Raw genomic sequence first — 20,669 nt, forward strand, 5'->3', positions numbered from 1 at the left:
GATCATATCATCCGTCTATCGGATGCAGGTCTGGTCCAAAAGGGGGTGACGATAAAAGCGGTCAGGCGATGCGTGCGTTGATCGATGTCCGGAAGTTCAAACACGAAAAAGGGCGCCGGCTTTCGCCGACGCCCCTCTCGTACTTAAAAACTCCGACGGATCAGTAACGATAGTGATCCGGCTTGAACGGCCCCTCGACCGGCACACCGATATAACCGGCCTGCTTGGCGGTCAGTTGCGACAGCTTCACACCCAGCTTTTCCAGATGCAGCGCCGCGACCTTTTCGTCGAGATGCTTGGGCAGGACGTACACTTCGTTGTTATACTGATCGCTCTTCGTCCAAAGCTCGATCTGTGCAAGCGTCTGGTTGGTGAACGAGGCCGACATCACGAACGACGGGTGGCCGGTGGCGCAACCGAGGTTCACCAGGCGGCCCTTGGCGAGCACGATGATCTGCTTGCCATCCGGGAATTCGACGAGGTCGGTGCCGGGTTTCACTTCGGTCCACTTGTAGTTCGACAGTGCGGCGATCTGGATTTCGCTGTCGAAATGGCCGATGTTGCAGACGATCGCCATCGGTTTCATCGCCTTCATGTGATCGGCGGTGATGACGTCGGCGTTGCCGGTCGCGGTGCAGAAGATGTCGGCGCGGGTGACCGCTTCTTCCATCGTCACGACCTCGAAGCCCTCCATCGCCGCCTGCAGCGCGCAGATCGGATCGACCTCGGTCACCATCACCCGCGCGCCGCCATTGCGGAGCGACTGGGCCGAACCCTTGCCGACGTCGCCGAAGCCGGCGACGCAGGCGACCTTGCCGGCCAACATCACGTCGGTGGCGCGACGGATCGCGTCGACCAGCGATTCCTTACAGCCATACAGATTGTCGAACTTCGACTTCGTCACCGAGTCGTTGACGTTGATCGCGGGGAACGGCAGTTCGCCCTTCTTCGCGATCTCGTACAGGCGATGCACGCCGGTGGTCGTCTCTTCCGACACGCCCTTCAGGTTCTTGACCGTCTCGGTCAGGTAGCCCGGGTTCTTGGCGATGAACGCCTTTACCGAACGCTGGAACTCGACTTCCTCTTCGTTCTCCGGCTCACCGAAGCTCGCACCGGCTTCCAGCTTGGCGCCCCACAGCGCGAACATCGTCGCGTCGCCGCCATCGTCGAGAATGATGTTCGCGGTCTGGCCTGCGACGGTGCGGTCCCATGCGAAGATGTCGCCGACATAATCCCAATACTCGGCCAGCGTCTCGCCCTTGATCGCGAACACCGGCACGCCCGTGGCAGCGATGGCGGCGGCTGCGTGATCCTGCGTCGAATAGATGTTGCACGTCGCCCAGCGGACGTCTGCGCCAAGCGCGGTCAACGTTTCGATCAGCACCGCGGTCTGGATCGTCATGTGCAGCGAGCCGGTGATGCGCGCGCCCTTCAACGGCTGCGATGCACCAAACTCTCGGCGGAGCGCCATCAGGCCGGGCATCTCCGTCTCGGCGATGCGGATTTCCGCACGGCCGAAATCGGCGAGGGCGATGTCCTTGATGACGTAGTCGTGCTGCTCGGCGGCGAGGGCGGTGGCCACGAGGAATTCTCCTGAAGAAATCTGAATGGCCGGTCCTTAGGCCCTCGACGCCCCCGGATCAAATATAAAGATATCTTTATATGTCGTCAGGCGTTGCCGGATCCGGTCACCAGCAGACGGGGATCGATGCCGGCGGCCCGATACGCCGACTGCCAGCGATCGGCGGGGTCCGTCGTCCAGAGAAGGTCGGTATCCCCCTTCACGGGAAACCAGCCGGGACGGGCGAGTTCGCCATCGAGTTGTCCCTCCGCCCAACCGGCATACCCGAGCGCGACGACCCATCGTCGTGGCCCCGAGCCATCGGCAATCGCCCGCAAGGCATCGATCGTGCCCGACAACGCCCATCGGCCCGCGACATCGATCGTGTCCTGCCCGCTCCAGTCGAGCGAATGCACCACGAAGCCCCGGCGCATATCCACCGGCCCGCCGAAGTGAACAGGCGCATCAGGCGCTTCACCCGGATCGATCTCGAATTGTTCCAGCAACGCGTGAAACCCGAGGCCACCGATCACCGCACCCAGTCCGATGCCGATCGCGCCCTTCGCATCGTGCGCGCACATCGCGATGACCGCCCGGTCGAAGCGCCGATCACCCATGCCCGGCATCGCGAGAAGAAATTGCCCAGTCAGATAAGCGGCTTGCGTCACATCACCCGACATAGCCGGTCCGGCTCTTTCCCGCCACGCTTGAAATCGGGGGGCGGCACGATGACATCGCGTTTCAGTCCTCAAGGAGAACAGCATGACGATCAATGTCGGTGACCGCCTGCCCGAAGCAACGCTCGTCAAGGTAACGGCCGATGGCCCCGATCAGGTAAAGGTCGCGGATTACTTCGCCGGACGCACGATCGCATTGTTCGCGGTGCCGGGTGCGTTCACGCCGACCTGCTCGGCCCAGCATCTGCCGGGCTTTCTGGGCAAGGCGGACGAACTGGCCGCCAAGGGTGTCGACGAAATCGCCTGCACCGCGGTCAACGACCCGTTCGTGCTGAAGGCGTGGTCGAACGAAAACGGCGCCGGGGGCGTCACGATGCTCGCCGATGGCAATGGCGATTTCGCCAAGGCGGTCGGACTGACGATGGACGGCACGAAGTTCGGCCTCGGCATCCGCAGCCAGCGTTATTCGATGCTGGTCGAGGACGGCATCGTGAAGCAATTGCACGTCGAACAGCCCGGTGAGTTCAAGGTCAGCTCAGCGGAATATCTGCTCGACCGGATCTGATCCGGACGGGTCGGCGATGGCGGTGGCGTCTTGCCTCCGTCATCGCCGACGCTTACCCCCTGCCGATGCAGACCGCTTCCCAAATCGTCGCCGACCTGGATCGCCTATATACCGCCTCCGTTACCCGATTGCAGGCGGCACTGACCGCCTATCTGACCGACCGCACCGTCCCCGACGCCGGGACACGCCTGGACGGATCGTTCGCCTATCCCGAAATTCGTCTATCCTTTGCGGGAGAGCACGGCCGCCCTGCCCCATTGCGCTCGTTCGGGCGACTGGTGTCGGCAGGGGAATACCGGATCAGCGTGACCAAGCCGGCGATCTTCGCAGATTATCTGATCGAGCAGCTCGATCTGCTGATCGAGGATTATCAGGTCACCGTCGAAGCGGTGCCGGGGCGTCAGGAAATCCCGTTCCCCTATGTGCTCGATCCCGGCCATGCGCTGAGCCTCGACGAGGTGTCCGCATCCGAACTGGCGCGGTTCTTTCCGGCAACCGAACTGGCGCATATCGGCGATGAGATTGCCGACGGCCTGTGGATGACGGCGGACGGCACACGGCCATTGGCGCTGTTCGACGGGCTTCGTACCGATTTCAGTCTGGCCCGGTTGCGCCATTACATGGGCACCCCCGCCGAACATGTGCAGCGGTTCGTGCTGTTTACGAACTATCACCGCTATGTCGATGAATTCGTCCGCTGGGGTGCATCGCAACTGTCGCCGGACAGCCGCTTTACCGCACTGTCGGGGGCGGGCGGCATCGTGATCGAGCGGCCCGAGGATGTCGACAAACTCGTCACCGACAGCGCGTGGCGACGGCATCAGATGCCCGCCTATCACCTGATGGCGGCGGACGGCACGGGCATCACGCTCGTCAATATCGGCGTCGGTCCATCCAACGCCAAGACGATCTGCGACCATCTGGCCGTGATGCGGCCCGAAGCGTGGTTGATGATCGGCCATTGCGGTGGCCTGCGTCCGTCGCAGCGCATCGGCGACTATGTCCTGGCGCATGCGTATCTGCGCGACGATCATGTGCTGGACGACGTGCTGCCGCCCGAAATCCCCGTACCGGCGATTGCCGAGGTTCAGGTGGCGATGGCCAAGGCTGCGGAAATCGTATCGGGCCAGTCGGGCGATGAACTAAAGCGGCGCCTGCGGACGGGGACGATCGTAACGACCGACGATCGAAACTGGGAATTGCGCTATTCGCGATCGGCGCTCCGCTTTTCGCTGTCACGTGCGGTAGGGATCGACATGGAGTCCGCTACCATCGCGGCGCAGGGTTATCGCTTTCGCGTTCCGTACGGCACGTTGCTGTGCGTGTCCGACAAGCCACTCCATGGCGAGTTGAAGCTCCCCGGCCAGGCGAACCGCTTCTACGAACGGGCGATCAGCGAGCATATGCGGATCGGCATCGAGGCCTGCGAGCAGCTGCGTCTGGAAGGCGCGAAACTGCACAGCCGCAAATTGCGTGCGTTCAACGAACCGCCGTTCCGCTAAGGGCAGGCGGTCAGCGGGACTCGCAACCATCACGTGACAATGGCGTTACGCCCCCGGAACCATTTTTTCGAGGGAGCCGACCATGGCCGACGCCGACACGCCCGCTACCGCCGACACGCCCGCCAAGAAGCCCGCGCGTCGTCGCTCGACCACACCGGCCAAATCAGCCGCCGCGAAGCCGCGCGCTGCCAAGGCGAAGACCGACGATGCGGTGGCGTCTGCCAAACCAGCCGCAGCGGCGAAGGTACCCCCCAAGCCCCGCACGACGAAGCGTTCGGCAGCAACGCCCACAACGCGAAAGTCGTCGAGCCGGACTTCGGCGCCGAAGAAAAGCGCGGTCGACATGGTCGGTGGCAAGTGGGGTGCCGCGGCGATCGCCGGTGGTCTGGCCGCCGCTGGTGCCGCCGCCGCGTTGCTAACCCTGAAAGGTAGTTCCGCCAAGCCCGGCGATCCGGCCAAACCGACGAAGCTGGCGCATCAGCCGGATGGCAAGGATTCGTCGGCGTCGTTCAAGAACGGCATTGCCGACGAGAATACCGTTCCCGATAAGGCATAAGGCAAAACGGGTCTCCATTCGTGGAGGCCCGTTCTCCATTGCTGGACGACGGGCAACTACCTGCCGTCCAGCAATAGCCATAGCGTTACCAGCCCTGCGGCTTGCCCCGGTTCTGCGTATCCAGCCACTTCTTCAATGGCGCGAAATAGGCGATCATCGCCTTTCCGCTCATCTCCCGGCTGCCTGTGAACACCTGTAGGGCTTCGGGCCACGGCTTCGACTGACCCATGGCGAGCATTGCATTCAGGCGCTGGCCGACATCCTTGTTGCCGTAGAACGAGCAGCGGTGCAGCGGCCCCTTCCATCCGGCCTGCTTGCAGGCGGCCTGATAGAATTGAAATTGCAGCACCCGCGCCAGGAAATACCGGGTGTACGGCACGCCCGCCGGGATGTGGTATTTCGCACCGGGATCGAACTTCGTCTCGTCACGCGCAACCGGGGGGACAACGCCCTGATATTGCAGGCGCAAAGCATCCCAGCCCGCCTGATAGCCGGTCGGCTTGATCTCGCCAGAGAACACCTTCCACCGCCACTTGTCGATCAACAGACCGAACGGTAGGAACGCCACCTTGTCCATTGCCTGACGAAGCAGCAATCCGACATCCTTGTCGGCGCTCGGCACCTTGGCGCGATCGAGCAGACCGATGTTGACCAGATAATCGGGCGTGATCGACAGCGCGACGGTATCGCCGATCGCCTCATGGAAACCGTCGTTCGCACCGTTCTTGTACAGGAACGGCTGCGCCTTGTAGGCGCGCTGATAGTAATTGTGGCCAAGTTCGTGGTGGATCGTGACGAAATCGTCGCCATTCACCTTGGTGCACATCTTGATGCGGATATCGTCGGCATTGTCGATATCCCATGCCGATGCGTGACAGATCACCTCGCGATCAGCCGGCTTCACAATCTGCGACCGCTGCCAAAACGTGTCGGGCAACGCCGCGAAGCCGAGCGAGGAATAGAAGCCCTCACCCTGCTTCACCATGCGGACGGGATCATATCCCTTGGCTTTCAACAGATCGCCGGTGTCATATCCCAGATCGCCGGCGCCGGCCGGGGCGACGATGTCGTATATGTTGCCCCACTCCTGCGCCCACATGTTGCCGAGCAGGTCGGCGCGGATCGGCCCGGTCTTCGATTGGACGGCATCGCCGTACTTCTCGTTCAGCTTCCACCGGACATAGGTGTGAAGCACGAGATAGAGCGGCTCCACTTCCTTCCAGATGCGGTCGGTGGTGGCGGCGAACTCGTCCGGCGCCATGTCATATCCCGACCGCCACAGCGCACCGGTGTCGGCATAGCCGAGACCCTTGGCACCCGCATTGGCGAGGTCGCTCATCCGGGCATAATCCACCCGCATCGGCGCGCCGACATTATCATGCCAGCTGACCCACATCTCGCGCAGCCTGGCGGGATCGCGGGTCACGCCCATCGCCGCCTCGATATCCGATCCGTTGATCGGTTTGCCGTCGAGCGTTCCGCGGCCCTTGCCATAGCTTGACGACATCCGGGTCGTCAGCGTCGCCAGTTCGTCCGCCGCACCGGGCGTCGCCGCCGCCGGCAGCGTGATGCCGCCGCGAAGCAGGTCGAGCTTGCGGCGCGTGTCCGGGGACAGACCCGGCACACGGGCATAACGGGCCGCCTCACCGGCGAGCTTCACCTGCAGTTCGGTGGTCTGGGCATTGGCGCGGGCCGCCAATGTGTCGGTATCGTCGGTGATGTAGGTGGCGTTGACCCAGTTGATCTGGTTCACCGGCACGGACACCGCCGCCAGCTGGCGTTCGGCATCGGCGATGAACGCGTCAGCCTGCGCCGCCGTGGCGGTGGTGGCATCCGTCGGCTGCTGCGCTGGTGCCGATGTCGTCGCAAGGGCGGCCGCCAGCACGGCAAGGGAAGCGGTGATGCGGATCATGTCTTTCCTCTTATTTCCAGCGTCGTGCATCGGCGCGCGACCGCGATCGGTCAAGCAATCGACAGTCAGGCTGCCAGAAACTCGGCGATCGCTTGGCCGAGTTCCGGCTTGGCGACCGAACTCATATGGCCTCCCGGCACCTCGACGAAGCGAGCATCCGGCAGCGCATCCGCCAGGGCCGCGGCCGATCCGTTGTCATGATCCTCGACGCCGGCCACGACCAGCGTCGGCTGGGCAAAGGCCCCGATCGTCGCGAGCGGCGTATCGGTGAAGGTATCGAGAATGCCCAGCAGCGCGACGGGATCACCCTTGGTGGTCTTCAGGAACGCCTCGGCCAACCATTCCGGGCTGCCACGCTCATGCTCGCCCAGATGCGTCAGAATATGGCGGAAATGACCCGCGCGGCGATCGGTGTCGGTCAGGCCCTCAAGCCCCATGCCGGCGAAGATCAATCGCGTCGGCGTCGCCCCCGTTGCGATCATCCGTGATGTGGTGCGTGCGCCCAGCGAGTAACCGCCCAGATCGTAATCGGTCAGCCCCAGATGCGCGATCAGCGCATGCCCGTCCTGCGTCAGCGCATCGCGTGGATAGGCAGCGGCATCATGCGGTTTGTCGCTTTCGCCGTGCGCGCGCAGATCGGGCATGATGACCCGGTATCCCTCGGCGGCGATCGCCGCGGCATGCCCGTATCGTATCCAGTTAGTGTAGGCGTCGGAGAAATAGCCGTGGATCAGCACGACAGGCCGCCCCTCCCCCATTTCGCGCCACGCAATGCGGACGCCATCGAAACTGGAGAAGAACTGGGTGGAGGGCATATCGGTCATGGCGGTGCTCTTATGTCAGTCGAACGCCGCACGCGACCCCGTCTTGATCCGCCGAGCGACAGACGATTGAGCAGGCTTCGGCTTTCGACTAGGAGCCGGGCATGACGGCAACGATCGCGCTCGTCGACGACGATCGCAACATCCTGACTTCGGTGTCGATCGCCCTTCAGGCCGAAGGGTTCCTGACGCGCGTCTATTCGGATGGTGAGGCTGCGCTGAAGGCGTTGGCGGACAACCCGCCCGATCTCGCGATCTTCGACATCAAGATGCCGCGGATGGATGGATTGGAACTGCTCCGTCGCCTGCGTGAAAAGCAATCGACGCCCGTCATCTTCCTGACGTCGAAGGACGACGAACTGGACGAGGCGCTGGGGCTGGCGATGGGGGCCGACGATTACATCGCCAAGCCATTTTCCCAACGCCTGCTGATCGCCCGCATCCGAGCCATCCTGCGCCGCGCCGAACCGGCCGCCCCCGCCGGCGGCAATGGCGAGGAAGCGGCCCCGGCCCTGGAACGCGGGCGGTTGATGATGGACCCCGCCCGGCACCGCACGCTGTGGAACGGCGAAGCGGTGACGCTGACCGTCACAGAATTCCTGATCCTCGAAACGCTGGCGCAGCGCCCCGGTGTGGTGAAGACCCGTAACCAGTTGATGGATGCGGCGTATCAGGACGATATCTACGTCGACGACCGCACGATCGACAGCCATATCAAGCGCGTGCGGCGGAAATTTCGGGCGGTCGATCCCGAGTTCGATTCGATCGAAACTCTCTATGGTGCCGGCTATCGCTTTTCCGAGGAATGAGCCCGCGCCGGATGACGGCCGCGATCTGGCGCTCCGGTGGTCGGGGCGGGTATCGCTCACGCGGCGTATCCTGGCGGTCAACATCATCGCGCTGCTGTTGCTGGCGGGCGGGTTCTTCTATCTCGACAGCTATCGATCGCGTACCGTCGACAACAGCGTCGTGCAGGCGACGCGAGAGGCGCGGCTGATCGCGGAGGCGCTGGCGGCGTCGCCGCAATCCTATCACCCGGCCCTGCTCTCGCGACTGGCGCGAGACACCGGCGCCCGCATCAGGGTGCTGGGCCCGAATGGCATGGCCCTCGACAGCCGCGCGCTCGGCGTCAGTAATTTTCAGTTGCAGGACCCCGATCGTGAGGGGATCGACCAGCGTGTCGCCCGCCTGCTGGATGGCGGCATCGATACGATCGTCGGTGCAGCGCGGCCGCCGCTGTACCGCGATCGATCGGACCCCGCCGATTGGCCCGAGGTACGGACGGCACAAACCGGCCACGTCGCCGCAACGGTTTGGCGCGCGCCCGACCGCACGCCGGTCATCACGGCCGCGGCGCCGATGCCCGGTGGTGCTATCGTGCTGACCGCAGTGAACGCGCGGACCATCACCCGGATCGTCCGGACGGAGCGACTGCGCCTCAGCGTCGTCTTGCTGGTCGTCACGATCATCTCCGTGCTGCTGTCGCTGTTTCTCGCCCGGACGATCGTCCGGCCGCTACGCCGGCTGGCGCGGGCGGCGGTACGCGTTCGATTGGGGCGCGCGCGTGAAGTGGTGGTGCCCCGTTTGCCATCGCGGCGTGACGAACTAGGCATGCTGGCCCGCGCGCTGTCGGACATGAGCTTGGCCCTTCGCGCGCGGATCGACGCGACCGAGGCGTTCGCAGCCGATGTGACGCACGAAATGAAGAACCCCCTCGCCTCCCTTCGGTCTGCCGTGGATGGGCTGGGGCGGATCAGCGATCCGGATCTGCAACGCCAATTGCTGGCGATCGTGCAAGACGACGTCCATCGCCTCGATCGCCTCATCACCGACATTTCCGATGCATCCCGACTCGACGCACAACTCAGCCGGGCGAAGTTCGAACCGGTCGATATCGGCGCGATTATCGCCGGCCTCCTCGCCCAGCGCGAGGCGCGCGGCGTGGAACGGGGCGTCCGCTTCCATTTCGACCGGGCGGCGGACACGCCTTTGCTGACCATCGGTGAAGGCGCGCGGCTGGAACGCGTGTTCGAGAACCTGCTCGATAATGCCCTGTCTTTCTCTCCCGATGATGCGCAGGTAACGATCGTCGCCACCGCCGATGCCGACGAGATGGTGGTACAGGTCGAGGACGAAGGCCCCGGCGTGCCGGAAGAGGCGCGCGAGGCCATCTTCCGCCGCTTCCAGTCGATCCGGCCGCAGGGCGAGGCGTTCGGCCGCCACTCGGGCCTCGGCCTCGCCATTGCACGAACGATCGTCGAGGGGCATGGCGGGTCGATCGCGGTCGAACCGCGCGACGGCGGACTGGGCGGTGCCCGATTCGTCGTCCGCCTGCCGACCGCCGATCCGGCGCCATAGGACGTATCGATGAGCGAACCCGATACCGAAACGCTGCACGCCTCCACCGTCGCGATCGACGGGCGGGCGGTGTTGATCGAGGGGCCGTCGGGCGCGGGAAAATCCGATCTCGCACTCCGCCTGATCGATCGCGGCGCGATTTTGGTGAGCGACGATTATACGGTTGTTAAGGCGTTGGACGAGGGCCTGATCGCCAGCCCGCCCCCTACGATCGCCGGACGGATAGAGGTGCGTGGGCTTGGCATACTTGACCTGCCGGTGATGGCCGCTGCTCCTGTGGCGCTGTTCATAACTCTGGTCGACGAGCCGGAACGGATGCCCGAGCCGGCATCACGCCTGATCGCCGGGCGACCCGTTCGGATGCTCGCGCTCGATCCGTTTACGGCTTCGGCACCGATCAAGGTCGAACTGGCCATGCGCCGGGAGATGCCGGCATGATCGGTCATCAGGACGTGCTGCTGGTCACAGGACTGTCCGGGGCCGGCAAATCGACGGTGCTGAAGACGCTGGAAGACCTTGGCTGGGAAGTGGTCGACAACCTGCCGCTCGTCCTGATCGACCGGCTGCTCGATGCGCCGTTGCCGGTGGGGGCGGACGGCCGACGTCAACGACTGGCGCTGGGCCTGGGCACACGGACGCGGGATTTCGAGCCAGAGCGGATCATCCAGCGAATCAGGCAGTTGCAGGATATGCAAAGCCTGTCCGTCGGCACGCTGTTCCTCGAATGCTCGGATGCCGAACTCGAACGTCGTTATGCGGAGACGCGACGACGCCATCCCCTGGCGCCGGATCGACCGGCAAGCGACGGGATCGCCCGGGAGCGCGAATTGTTGGCGCCGCTGCGCGACTTTGCCAACCGACTGACCGATACGACGACGCTGTCGGCCCACGAACTGGCGCAGCAGATTCGCACCACCTTTGCCGACCGCGCAGGCGAGCCGGTGTTGTCGGTAACGTCATTCGGCTTTGCGCGGGGCCTGCCGCGCGGTGCGGATCTGGTGTTCGACATGCGCTTCCTGCGCAATCCGCATTGGGATCCCGCGCTGAAACCCGGCACCGGGCTGGACCCGGATGTGGCCGCCTATGTCGCGGCCGATCCCGCCTATGAGGCGGCGGTATCGCGGATCGAGGAGCTGCTGGCGCTGTTGCTGCCGCGCTACAGGGCGGAGGGAAAGGCATATGTTTCCATCGCGATCGGCTGTACCGGAGGGAGACACCGGTCGGTTCATGTCGCGGAACGTATCGGCAGGTTCTTGTGCGATGCGGGGTTTTCGCCCACAGTCGCGCATCGTGATTTAGGGGCGGCACCGCAGGACTCACTTGAGGGGTCGCCGGTTGCCCCGCTGGTGTAGGTAGCGCATCCGACTATGATCGGCCTGGTTCTGGTGACGCATGGGCGGCTCGCCGACGAATTCGTGACCGCGATGGTTCACGTCGTCGGGCCGCAGGAGCGGGTGGCGACGATCGCGATCGGGCCGGAGGACGATATGGAATCGCGCCGGCACGACATCGCCGCCGCCATCGCCGAGGTCGATAGCGGCGCCGGCGTGATCGTATTGACCGATCTGTTCGGCGGCACACCATCCAACCTCGCGATATCGCTGATGGTGCGTGGCCGGGTCGAAGTGATCGCGGGCATGAACCTGCCGATGCTGATCCGCCTCGGTTCCGCGCGCAAATCAATGAAGGTCGTCGATGCCGTGGCTGCCGCGCGTGAAGCGGGGCGCAAATATATCTCGGTCGCTTCCGAAGTGCTGGGCGAGGCAGCGGCATGAGCGTTCGTCGCACCGTCACGATTTGCAACCGCCGCGGACTCCATGCCCGCGCCAGTGCGAAGTTCGTCACGCTGGCGTCCGGCCTGCCGTGCGAAGTGCAGGTCGAGAAGGATGGCAGCGGTTCGGTCACGGGCACGTCGATCATGGGGCTGATGATGCTGGGCGCCGCCATGGGCGATTCGATCACGATCTCCGCATCGGGCGACAATGCCACGCAGGTGGTGAACACGCTGGTCGAACTGGTCGAGGCGAAATTCGGCGAGGATTGATCCTCCTCGATTGCTGTCATGCCCCGCGAAATCACCGCCTTTTCCAACCCGCTCATCAAGAGCGTCCGCGACCTGCGCGACAAGCGGCATCGGCGCGAGCAGCGACGGTTCCTCGCCGAGGGCCTGCGTATCCTCACCGAGGCGCGCGAAGCGGGGCGCCTGCCGGTGCTGCTGTTCTTCGCGGCGGCCAGCGCCGATCATCCGCTGGTCAGAACGCTCGTCACCGAGGTGGAGCGCGCGGGTGGCGACGCGATCGAGACGACGCCCGATATCCTCTCGAAGCTGTCGGGCAAGGACAACCCACAGGCCGTAGTCGGCGTGTTCGACGAGTTCGAGACGCGATTGAACGATCTCGACCGGACCGCGGCCGGCATCTGGCTGGTGGCGGAGCGACTGCGTGATCCGGGCAATATGGGCACGATCCTGCGGACCGGGGATGCGGTGGGCGCCGGCGGGTTGATCCTGATCGGTGACTGCGTCGATCCCTTCTCGGTCGAGGCGGTGCGCGCCAGCATGGGCGCGCTGTTCACCATCCCCGTCGTGCGGACGGAATGGGCGACGTTCCTGACCTGGTTGCGGACAGGCCCCGGTCAGCTGGTCGGTCTGAGCCTCGATACCGAGCATGACTATCGCGGCGCGCGCTATGCGGCGCCGACGTTCCTGCTGACTGGAAACGAGGCGCAGGGCATGCCGAGCGGATATGCCGCCGGATGCGATCTACTGGTGAAGATCCCGATGCTGGGCAAGGCCGACAGCCTGAATGCCGCGGTGGCAACCGCGGTGATGGCGTATGAGGTACTGGCGCAGCAACGCGATTGATCGCGCCGCCTTTCGCTGGGGCATAGTTGCAGGGCGGATGCTTACCGGCCAAGCTGGGGCATGATCGCCATCGCCCTGCTCGCCGCCGCTGCTGGTTCCGTCGATTACCGGGCAAGCGGCACCGAACCATTCTGGTCTTTGACGATCGACGACCGTCACATTCGACTGGAACAGGTCAGTGGGCGACCGATCAGCGTCGCGGTCCCGAAAGCGCGATCGACCGCGAATGGACGGCGGTATGTGACGCCTGCGATGACGGTGGCTATCGTCCGCAAGCCATGCAGCGACGGGATGAGTGACCGGCATTATCCCGATACGGTCACCGTCAATCTCGGGCGGCGGCGGTTGCAGGGGTGTGGTGGCTTGGCAGATCGCACCGCGATGAAATTGGCCGATACGCATTGGGCGATTGCAGCGCTCGATGGCAAGGCGGTGCGCATGCCCGGTAGAGCAACGGTCGATTTCGATGCCGACGTCATGCGCGCCCGCATCTGCAACCGCATTGCGGGGAGCTACCGCCTCGAAGGCAATACGCTTCGCCTTGGCGACCTGCGGGCGACAAGGATGGCGTGCATCGAGGATGAGGTGATGCGGGTCGAGAGCCGGTTCCTCGCGCTCGGCGGTTCGCCGGTGACGATGACCCGGCCCGATACGGATACGCTAGTGTTGAGAGATGCGCGGGGCAGCGTGACGCTCACTCGCCGGTCGTCACCAGCTTCGTAAGCGGACGCGGGCTCTGTTCGACGATCGGTAGTGGTTCGATCGATTTGCCGGCGGTGTCGATATTGAGCGCCTCGAACCGGCGGGCGGTCGTCAGCACCTGACTCTCGAGGCTGCCGACGAACTGGTTATAGGCGGTGTTGGCCGTCTCCAGATTGCGGCCGAGCTTGGCGACATGCTCGCCCATCTTCGACAGACGACTGTATAGCTCCTTGCCCAGAACGCCGATCTCGCGCGCCTGTGCCGCCAGCTTCTCCTGTCGCCAGACCGCCGAGACGGTGCGGGCGATGGCGATCAGGTTCGTCGGGGTAGCCAGCAGGACACGCTTGTCGAAGGCGAAGTCCCACAGCGTCGGGTCATGTTCGAGCGCGGCCGACAGGAAGTGTTCGCCGGGGACGAACATGATGACATATTCGGGCGTGTCCTCGAACTGCGTCCAGTAGCTCTTGTTGCCGAGGCCGTTGACGTGGTTGCGCATCGATTGGGCATGCGCGGCGAGGCCGATCTGGCGCTCGCCCTCATCCACCGCGCCGAACGCGTCCTGATAGGCGTTGAGCGACACCTTGGCGTCGATGATGAGCGACTTGCCGCCCGGCACCTTGACGATGGCGTCGGGACGGAGGCGACCGCCCTCCCCGTCCGACACGCTGACCTCCATGGCGAAGTCGGTGTGTTCGGCGAGACCGCAGGTCTCCAGCACGTTGCGAAGCTGCTGCTCGCCCCAGCGACCGCGGGCCTTGGGGGCATTGCGCAGCGCGTTGACGAGCTTGGCGGCCTCGCCCGATACGCGCTCCTGCCCAAGGCGCATCTGTTCGATCTGGCCCTTCAGATCGCCAAAGGCGTCGCGGCGTTCGGCCTCGACCTTGGCGACGCCCTCTTCGTAGCGCTTCAGCCGCTCGGTGACGGGCTGGAGAAGGGCGGCGAGGCGTTGGCCGCTGGTCTGCTCCGACTCGGTAAAGCGGGCCTGGGCGCGTTCGAGGAACTGGGTCTGCGCGCCTTCCAGCGCCTTGGCGGCGGCGGCACCGAACTGGGCGTTCATCGCCTCCTTCGCCTCGTGAAGTTGGCGGAGGGTCTCGGCGTGTGCGGCCTGCCGCTCCGCGCTCTGGGCGCGGAGGGAGGCGAGGTCCTGCATCGCCTCGTTGCGCTCGCGCTCCACGGCGTCGCGGGCCTGGCGGACGAGGTCGGCGTCGGCGGCGCGGGTGCGGGCGACGGCGAGGTCGCTGGCGAGGCCGGCGGCGCGGCGGCCGGCGATGAGCCAACCGGCCAGCAGGCCGACGGCGAGCGCCAGCAGGGCGACGATGGCCAGTTCAGGGGTCATGGACGGCTCCAAACTTCACCAACTTCACGCATATCGCATATTTCGCATCATCATTCCGGGCGCCGGCTGGAGCTGGCGCCTTGAAAGAACGTAGCAGGAACGATCGCTGTAGGACAGCCCGGTTGCGGTCAACCAATGCGGCGTTGCTTGGCGAGTTTCTTGAGCAGCATGTCGCGCTTCAGCTTCGAGACATGGTCGATGAACAGGACACCGTTCAGATGGTCGATCTCGTGCTGCATGCAGGTAGACAGCAGGCCGCTCAACTCCTTCTCATGCGACGCGCCGGTTTCGTCCAGCCAGCGGACGCGGCAGGTGGCGGGGCGCTTCACCTCGGCATATTGCTCCGGGATCGACAGGCAGCCTTCGTTGTAGACGGATAGCTCCTCGCTTTCCGAGAGAACCTCCGGATTGATGTATGCCTTGGGATTGCGGATGGGCTTGCCCTCCTCGTCCTCGCCTTCCTGAAGGTCGATCACGAGGACGCGCTTGTCGACGCCGACCTGGATCGCGGCGAGACCGATGCCGCTGGCGGCGTACATCGTTTCGATCATATCGGTGACGAGCGTACGGGTCTCGTCGTTCACTGCCTCGACGGGGGTGGAGACGAGGCGAAGGCGGGGGTCGGGGATTTCGACGATGGAGAGGACGGCCATGGCGGGTCCGCTATGCCGGGTGGGGGACGGGGTCAAGTTTTTGGGTCGCCAATCGGCGTGGCGTTTGGGGAAGCCCCCCTCCACCAGCTTTGCTGGTCCCCCTCCCCGTGCCGGGGAGGATCAGGTCATGGGGCGTCGCGCGCGTAGTGCCTGGGCCAAGGTGCCTTCGTCGAGGTAATCAAGTTCGCCGCCGACGGGCAGGCCGTGCGCCAATTGGGTGACGCGGATGGGGAAGCGTTCGATGCGTTCGGCGATGTAGTGGGCGGTGGTCTGGCCCTCCAGCGTGGCGTTCATGGCGAGGACGACCTCGTCGATGCCGCCCGCCTCGATCCGGCGGACGAGGGCGTCGATCGACAGGTCTTCGGGGCGGATGCCTTCCAGCGCGGACAGGCGGCCGCCGAGGACGTGGAAACGGCCGGGGAACAGGCGCGAGCGGTCCAGCGCCCAGAGGTCGGCCACCTCCTCCACCACGCAGAGCGACCGGGCGTCGCGGCGGGGATCGGCGCAGATCGAACAGGGATTGGCCGTGTCGACATTCCCACAGGTCGAGCAATTCTCCAGCCGTTCGTCGACCTGTTCCAGCGCGTGGCGCAACGGACCGAGCGCGCCCTCGCGCTTCTTCAGCAGGTGCAGGACGGCACGGCGCGCGGAACGGGGGCCGAGGCCCGGCAGGCGGGCGAGCGCCTGCGTCAACGCTTCGATTTCGGGAGACGCCATGGGGAACAGATAGGGGGTTGCGCGGGGGTTCGCCAGCGGAGAGAGGCGTGGCCATGCGGATCGTCTTCATGGGAACGCCCGACTTCGCGGTGCCGACGCTGGATGCGTTGGTGGCGGCCGGGCATCGGGTGGTTGCGGCCTATAGCCAGCCGGCGCGGCCGGGCGGGCGGCGTGGGCGCGAACTGGTGCCCTCCCCCGTCCAGCGACGCGCGGAGGCATTGGGCATTCCGGTGCGGACGCCGGTGTCGTTGAAGGGTGCGGAGGAACAGGCGGCGTTCGCCGATCTGGACGCGGAGGTGGCGGTGGTCGCGGCCTATGGCCTGATCCTGCCGCGCGCGGTGCTGGACGCGCCGGTGCATGGCTGCCTGAACGTGCATGGATCGCTGTTGCCGCGCTGGCGCGGGGCGGCGCCGGTGCAGCGGGCGATCATGGCCGGCGATGCGGAGACGGGCGTCGGCATCATGCAGATGGAGGCGGGTCTGGATATCGGCCCGGTGCGGCTGGAAGGGCGTACGCCGATTTACGGCAAGACGACGGGCGAGCTGACGGTGGAACTAGCGGCGATGGGCGCGCGGCTGATGGTTCAGGTGCTGGCCGATCTTGAGGCACATCCGGCGGCAGTGCAGCCAGGCGAGGGCGTGACCTATGCCGCCAAGATCGAGAAGGCAGAGGCGCGGATCGATTTCACGCAGAGCGCGGTGGCGATCGAGCGGCTGGTGCGGGCGATGAACCCGGCGCCGGGCGCGTGGTTCGAGGTGGCCGGCGAGCGGGTGAAGATACTGGCGACGGAGGTACTGCCGTTCACCTTCCCCGGCGGCGATGGGTACACCGTGGACGATCGGCTGACGATCGGGTGCGGCGACGGGGCGATCCGGCCGACGCTGGTGCAGCGCGCCGGGCGGGGCGTGACGTCGACCGAGGAACTGCTGCGCGGCTTTCCGATCGCGAGCGGGACGCAGCTTTGACGCGATTCGCGCTGACGGTGGAGTTCGACGGGCGGCCCTTCATGGGCTGGCAACGCCAGACGCATGGGCCGAGCGTGCAGGCCGCGCTGGAGGCGGCGGTGCTGGCGGTGACGGGCGACGCGGCGGCGGTGCACGCGGCGGGGCGTACCGATGCGGGCGTGCACGGGCTGGCGATGCGGGCGCATTGCGACATCGCCAAGCCGATCGCGCCGTTCCGGTTGATGGAGGCGCTGAACGCGCTGCTGCGGCCGGCGCCGGTGGCGGTGCTGGCGTGCGAGGCGGTGGCGGACGACTGGCATGCGCGGTTCTCGTGCATCGGGCGGTCGTATGAATACCGGATCGTGAACCGGCGCGCGCCACTGACGGTGGAGCGCGGGCTGGCATGGCAGGTGCCGCAGCCGCTGGATGTGGGCGCGATGGCGGCGGCGGCGGCGATGCTGGTGGGGCGGCATGACTTCACCACGTTCCGGTCGGCGCATTGTCAGGCGGACAGCCCGGTGCGGACGCTGGACGTGCTGACGGTGGAGCGGGAGGGCGACCTGATCCTGATACAGGCGGCGGCGCGGTCATTCCTGCATCATCAGGTGCGGTCGATGGTGGGGTGCCTGGCGCTGGTCGGTATGGAGCGGTGGACGCCGGATGACGTGGGTGCGGCACTGGCGGCCCGGGATCGGGCGCGGCTGGGGCTGAATGCGCCGCCGGATGGGTTGTTTTTCGTGGGGGCCGTTTATCCGGGTGCCGCGTAACTGACCGCGCCACCCTCACCCTTCCGGCACTTCGTGCCACCCTCCCTCTCCCGATGGGAGAGGGAAACTCCGCAACGATATCGTGCTCCTGTGAAAACAGGAGCCCAAGGCCAGTGGTGACATCTTCTGTGGCTCTGGGTTCCTGCGTTCGCAGGAACACGGGTGGCTACGGGCGGTAGTTGCCGTTCTAGCGGACGAACCGCGCCGCAAGTTCGACATGCGTGGACCATCGGAACTGGCCGACGGGCTGGACCCAGTCGATCCGCCAGCCGCCCTCAACCATGACCTTCGCATCGCGCGCGAAGGTGCTGGGATTGCAGGAAACATAGGCGATGCTGTTCACCCTGCACGCGGCCAGCGCGTCGGTTTGTTCGCGGGCGCCGGCGCGGGGGGGATCGATGACGACGGCGTCGAAACGATCGAGTTCGGCGACGGTCAGCGGGCGGCGATAGAGGTCGCGGTGTTCGGGGAAGATCGGGCGGCCGCGGAGTTGGGCGGCTGCTCTGAGCGAAAACAGCGCGTCGCGGGCGCCCTCCGCCGCATAGACCTTGGCGGGCAGCGCGAGGGCGAAGGTGCCGAGGCCGGCGAACAGGTCGGCTACCGTCTTCGCCTTGCCGGTGGATTCCTGCACGGCGGCGACGAGCGCGTCTTCGCCTTCCTGCGTGGCTTGCAGGAAGGCGCCGGGGGGCATGGCGACAGGGATGCCGCCGAGGGTGATGGTGACAGGCTGCGGTTCCCAGCGGGTTTCGGGACCGACGCCGTCATCGACCGAGAAGCGGGCGACGCCGTGCTTTTCGCAGAAGGCGGTCAGGGCCTCGGCGGCTTCGAGTCCCTGCGGCGCGAAGCCGTTGATGAGGATGTCGGGGCCTTGATCGGCCATCGCCAGGTGGACGTCAATGCGGCGTTTGAGGCCGAGGCGCTGGAGCAATGCGCGGAGCGGCGCGACGAGCGCGAACAACTCGGGCAGCAGGATATGGCATTCGCGCATGTCGACGATCTGGTGGCTGCTTTCGGCGGTGAAACCGAGCAAGCCGCGATCGGCGTGGAGTGTCGCGCGGCGGCGGGTGCGCGGCGGCGATAGCTTGACGGGGCGGATCGGTGCTTCGAGTCCCTGTGCGTCGAGGGCGACGGCGATGCGGTCGGCGACGAAGGCCGTGTAGCTCTCGTCGTCGAGATGCTGAAGCTGGCAACCGCCGCATTGCGGGAAGTGGCGGCAGGGTGGCGACTGGTGATGCGGGCCGGCGATCACCTCGCCGGTTGCGGTCAAAGTGTCGCCGGGAGCGGCAAGGGCGGCGTGGCGGCCGTCGGCGGCGACGCCGTCACCGCGGGCGGCGACACGGAGGATGAGGCTCATCGGACGCGCGATAGCGCGCCCACGAGGTCGTCGGCAATGAAGGATCGTCCACAGAGGCGCGCGGCTTCGCGGTGGAGCCAGACGGCGGCGGTGGCGGCCTCGAACGGTGGCAGGCCGCTGGCGAGCATCGCGCCGGTCGCGCCGGCGAGCACGTCGCCGGTGCCGGCGGCGGACAGCCAGTCGCTGGCGTCGGCCGAGACGGTGACGCGGCTGTCGGGGGCGGCGATGACGGTGTCGGGGCCTTTGAAGATGACGACGACATCGGCGCGGGCGGCGGCGACGCGGGCGCGATCGATCTTGCTGGCGGTGCTTTTGCCAAAGAGAGCGTCGATTTCGCCGGCATGGGGGGTGAGGATTGTTTGGGCGCTGCGGGGGGCATCGGCGTCGAGCAGATGGAGGGCGTCGCCATCGATCACCAGCGGGCGGCCGCTGGCGAGGGCGGTGGCAAGACGGTCGCGAGCGGTGTCGTCGCGGCCGAGACCGGGGCCGATGACGACGGCGCCGATGCGGGGGTCGGTCAGGGCGCCGGCGCTCCACGGGCGGCGGACGAGCGCGTGGGGTGGGCCGGTGCCGTCGCCCAGATGCAGGACGTAGCCGGCGCCGGCACGGAGGGCTGCGATGCTGGCGAGTTCGGACGCGCCGGGCATCGCGCCGCCGACGAGGGCGACCATGCCGCGGCTGTATTTATGCGTATCGGGGCCGGGATCGCGGAAGGCTGGCCTTGCGATGACGGTGGCGACGCTGGCGGGCGACAGGCCGAGGTCGATCAAGCGGACGTGACCGGCATAGCGCGCGGCGGGCTGGAGCAGGTGGGACGGTTTGACGGCACCGAGCGCGAGGGTGAGGTGGCAGCGGGGCGGTTCGGTAAGGACGCGGCCGTCGTCGGTCGTGACGCCGCTGGGGAGATCGACGGCGATCGTCAGGCGGGCGGCGGCGGCGAGGCGGTGGAAATGCATGGCATGGACGGCGTCGAGCGGGCGCGACAGGCCGGTGCCGAACAGCGCGTCGATCAGGATCGGCGCGGGCCGGGCGGTGGCGAGCGGTTCGACAGGGCCGGTCCAGCGGGCGCGGGCGGCGCGGGCCAAATCGGTACGGGGCTCGGTGGCGGCGGCGACGCGGACGGGGTGGCCGGCGACGTGTAGCTCTACGGCGGCGACGTAGCCGTCACCGCCGTTGTTGCCGGGGCCGCAGAGGACCAGCACCTCCGACGCGCCGGCCAGTCGGCGGGCGGCGGTGGCGACCCCTGCCCCGGCTTGCGCCATCAAAGCAGAGAGGTTTCCATGTGCTTGCTCCGCTGCGCGCATGGTGGCGGCGGTGAGGATGGGATGGCCGTCGATCGGGATCATGGCGGATGAACGATCCGGATCGACGGCACGATCCC

The 20,669-nt window shown here is 66.2% G+C and carries 23 protein-coding genes; 13 read left to right on the forward strand and 10 right to left on the reverse strand.

The window, feature by feature from the left end; translation table 11 throughout:
* Positions 1–160: 160 nt before the first annotated feature.
* Together ahcY and JAO74_RS04440 are read right to left on the reverse strand one after the other, a co-directional pair.
* The gene (gene ahcY / locus JAO74_RS04435; RefSeq protein WP_199035555.1) at positions 161–1,582 is read right to left on the reverse strand and encodes an adenosylhomocysteinase; all 1,422 of its coding nucleotides are present in this window, start codon (positions 1,580–1,582) and stop codon (positions 161–163) included.
* 86 nt (positions 1,583–1,668) lie between these two features.
* Positions 1,669–2,229 (reverse strand): YqgE/AlgH family protein, encoded by a 561-nt coding sequence (locus JAO74_RS04440; protein WP_199035562.1) that lies wholly within the window; start codon positions 2,227–2,229, stop codon positions 1,669–1,671.
* Positions 2,230–2,323: 94 nt separating this feature from the next.
* Here JAO74_RS04440 and JAO74_RS04445 point away from each other — a divergent pair, with 94 nt between their 5' ends.
* A complete protein-coding gene (locus tag JAO74_RS04445; RefSeq protein WP_199035564.1) occupies positions 2,324–2,803 on the forward strand; it encodes a peroxiredoxin in 480 nt (159 codons plus the stop codon).
* Between the two features lie 65 nt (positions 2,804–2,868).
* On the forward strand, positions 2,869–4,305 hold the full coding sequence (locus JAO74_RS04450) for an AMP nucleosidase (RefSeq protein ID WP_199035566.1): 1,437 nt from the start codon (positions 2,869–2,871) through the stop codon (positions 4,303–4,305).
* A 45-nt stretch (positions 4,306–4,350) separates the two neighbouring features.
* Here JAO74_RS04450 and JAO74_RS18670 read toward each other — a convergent pair whose 3' ends face one another.
* Positions 4,351–4,650: a hypothetical protein gene (locus tag JAO74_RS18670; RefSeq protein ID WP_233150665.1), complete on the reverse strand. Its 300-nt coding sequence runs from the start codon at positions 4,648–4,650 to the stop codon at positions 4,351–4,353.
* Between JAO74_RS18670 and JAO74_RS18675 the strand changes: the two genes are divergently transcribed.
* On the forward strand, positions 4,649–4,861 hold the full coding sequence (locus JAO74_RS18675; protein WP_233150666.1) for a hypothetical protein: 213 nt from the start codon (positions 4,649–4,651) through the stop codon (positions 4,859–4,861). The two genes, JAO74_RS18670 and JAO74_RS18675, sit on opposite strands and share 2 nt — an antisense overlap.
* An 85-nt stretch (positions 4,862–4,946) precedes the next feature.
* Here JAO74_RS18675 and JAO74_RS04460 read toward each other — a convergent pair whose 3' ends face one another.
* Together JAO74_RS04460 and JAO74_RS04465 are read right to left on the reverse strand one after the other, a co-directional pair.
* Entirely contained in the window at positions 4,947–6,773 is a 1,827-nt protein-coding gene (locus JAO74_RS04460; RefSeq protein WP_199035570.1) for a M2 family metallopeptidase, read from the reverse strand.
* A 65-nt stretch (positions 6,774–6,838) separates the two neighbouring features.
* The gene (locus JAO74_RS04465; protein ID WP_199035572.1) at positions 6,839–7,597 is read right to left on the reverse strand and encodes an alpha/beta fold hydrolase; all 759 of its coding nucleotides are present in this window, start codon (positions 7,595–7,597) and stop codon (positions 6,839–6,841) included.
* A 101-nt stretch (positions 7,598–7,698) separates the two neighbouring features.
* On the opposite strand from JAO74_RS04465, the gene JAO74_RS04470 reads away from it, so the two are divergent.
* The 8 genes from JAO74_RS04470 to JAO74_RS04505 are packed head-to-tail and all read left to right on the forward strand — an operon-like array spanning position 7,699 to position 13,538.
* On the forward strand, positions 7,699–8,403 hold the full coding sequence (locus JAO74_RS04470) for a response regulator transcription factor (protein WP_199035574.1): 705 nt from the start codon (positions 7,699–7,701) through the stop codon (positions 8,401–8,403).
* Positions 8,372–9,952, forward strand: a complete 1,581-nt coding sequence (locus tag JAO74_RS04475; RefSeq protein WP_199035576.1) for a sensor histidine kinase — start codon at positions 8,372–8,374, stop codon at positions 9,950–9,952. Before JAO74_RS04470 ends, JAO74_RS04475 begins: the two co-directional genes overlap by 32 nt.
* A gap of 9 nt (positions 9,953–9,961) precedes the next feature.
* Entirely contained in the window at positions 9,962–10,390 is a 429-nt protein-coding gene (locus tag JAO74_RS04480) for an HPr kinase/phosphorylase (RefSeq protein WP_199035578.1), read from the forward strand.
* A complete protein-coding gene (rapZ, locus tag JAO74_RS04485; protein ID WP_199035579.1) occupies positions 10,387–11,304 on the forward strand; it encodes an RNase adapter RapZ in 918 nt (305 codons plus the stop codon). The genes JAO74_RS04480 and rapZ overlap by 4 nt, the downstream gene beginning before the upstream one ends.
* Before the next feature lie 15 nt (positions 11,305–11,319).
* Positions 11,320–11,727, forward strand: a complete 408-nt coding sequence (locus tag JAO74_RS04490) for a PTS sugar transporter subunit IIA (RefSeq protein WP_199035580.1) — start codon at positions 11,320–11,322, stop codon at positions 11,725–11,727.
* Positions 11,724–11,996, forward strand: a complete 273-nt coding sequence (locus JAO74_RS04495; RefSeq protein ID WP_199035581.1) for an HPr family phosphocarrier protein — start codon at positions 11,724–11,726, stop codon at positions 11,994–11,996. The genes JAO74_RS04490 and JAO74_RS04495 overlap by 4 nt, the downstream gene beginning before the upstream one ends.
* Before the next feature lie 18 nt (positions 11,997–12,014).
* Complete coding sequence (locus JAO74_RS04500; protein WP_199035582.1) at positions 12,015–12,815, forward strand: TrmH family RNA methyltransferase; 801 nt, start codon at positions 12,015–12,017, stop codon at positions 12,813–12,815.
* Between the two features lie 60 nt (positions 12,816–12,875).
* On the forward strand, positions 12,876–13,538 hold the full coding sequence (locus tag JAO74_RS04505) for an META domain-containing protein (protein ID WP_199035583.1): 663 nt from the start codon (positions 12,876–12,878) through the stop codon (positions 13,536–13,538).
* Here the strand turns inward: JAO74_RS04505 and JAO74_RS04510 are convergent.
* The 3 genes from JAO74_RS04510 to recR all read right to left on the reverse strand — a co-directional run bounded on the left by JAO74_RS04510 (position 13,510) and on the right by recR (position 16,223).
* Positions 13,510–14,853 carry a DNA recombination protein RmuC gene (locus JAO74_RS04510; RefSeq protein ID WP_199035584.1) on the reverse strand — a complete coding sequence of 448 codons (1,344 nt, stop codon included), beginning with the start codon at positions 14,851–14,853 and terminating at the stop codon, positions 13,510–13,512. The two genes, JAO74_RS04505 and JAO74_RS04510, sit on opposite strands and share 29 nt — an antisense overlap.
* A 128-nt stretch (positions 14,854–14,981) precedes the next feature.
* Complete coding sequence (def, locus tag JAO74_RS04515) at positions 14,982–15,506, reverse strand: peptide deformylase (RefSeq protein WP_199035586.1); 525 nt, start codon at positions 15,504–15,506, stop codon at positions 14,982–14,984.
* 120 nt (positions 15,507–15,626) lie between these two features.
* Positions 15,627–16,223 (reverse strand): recombination mediator RecR, encoded by a 597-nt coding sequence (gene recR, locus JAO74_RS04520; RefSeq protein ID WP_056527616.1) that lies wholly within the window; start codon positions 16,221–16,223, stop codon positions 15,627–15,629.
* Between the two features lie 53 nt (positions 16,224–16,276).
* Here recR and fmt point away from each other — a divergent pair, with 53 nt between their 5' ends.
* On the forward strand, positions 16,277–17,188 hold the full coding sequence (gene fmt / locus JAO74_RS04525) for a methionyl-tRNA formyltransferase (RefSeq protein ID WP_199035588.1): 912 nt from the start codon (positions 16,277–16,279) through the stop codon (positions 17,186–17,188).
* Positions 17,185–17,934, forward strand: a complete 750-nt coding sequence (gene truA / locus JAO74_RS04530; RefSeq protein ID WP_199035590.1) for a tRNA pseudouridine(38-40) synthase TruA — start codon at positions 17,185–17,187, stop codon at positions 17,932–17,934. Before fmt ends, truA begins: the two co-directional genes overlap by 4 nt.
* 187 nt (positions 17,935–18,121) lie before the next feature.
* Here the strand turns inward: truA and JAO74_RS04535 are convergent, their stop codons facing one another.
* Together JAO74_RS04535 and JAO74_RS04540 are read right to left on the reverse strand one after the other, a co-directional pair.
* Complete coding sequence (locus JAO74_RS04535; protein ID WP_199035592.1) at positions 18,122–19,288, reverse strand: class I SAM-dependent RNA methyltransferase; 1,167 nt, start codon at positions 19,286–19,288, stop codon at positions 18,122–18,124.
* Positions 19,285–20,634, reverse strand: a complete 1,350-nt coding sequence (locus tag JAO74_RS04540; protein WP_199035594.1) for an NAD(P)H-hydrate dehydratase — start codon at positions 20,632–20,634, stop codon at positions 19,285–19,287. The genes JAO74_RS04535 and JAO74_RS04540 overlap by 4 nt, the downstream gene beginning before the upstream one ends.
* Positions 20,635–20,669 lie beyond the last annotated feature (35 nt).

It is taken from the genome of Sphingomonas mollis, from assembly GCF_016427505.1.
GTDB classification, from domain to species: domain Bacteria; phylum Pseudomonadota; class Alphaproteobacteria; order Sphingomonadales; family Sphingomonadaceae; genus Sphingomonas; species Sphingomonas mollis.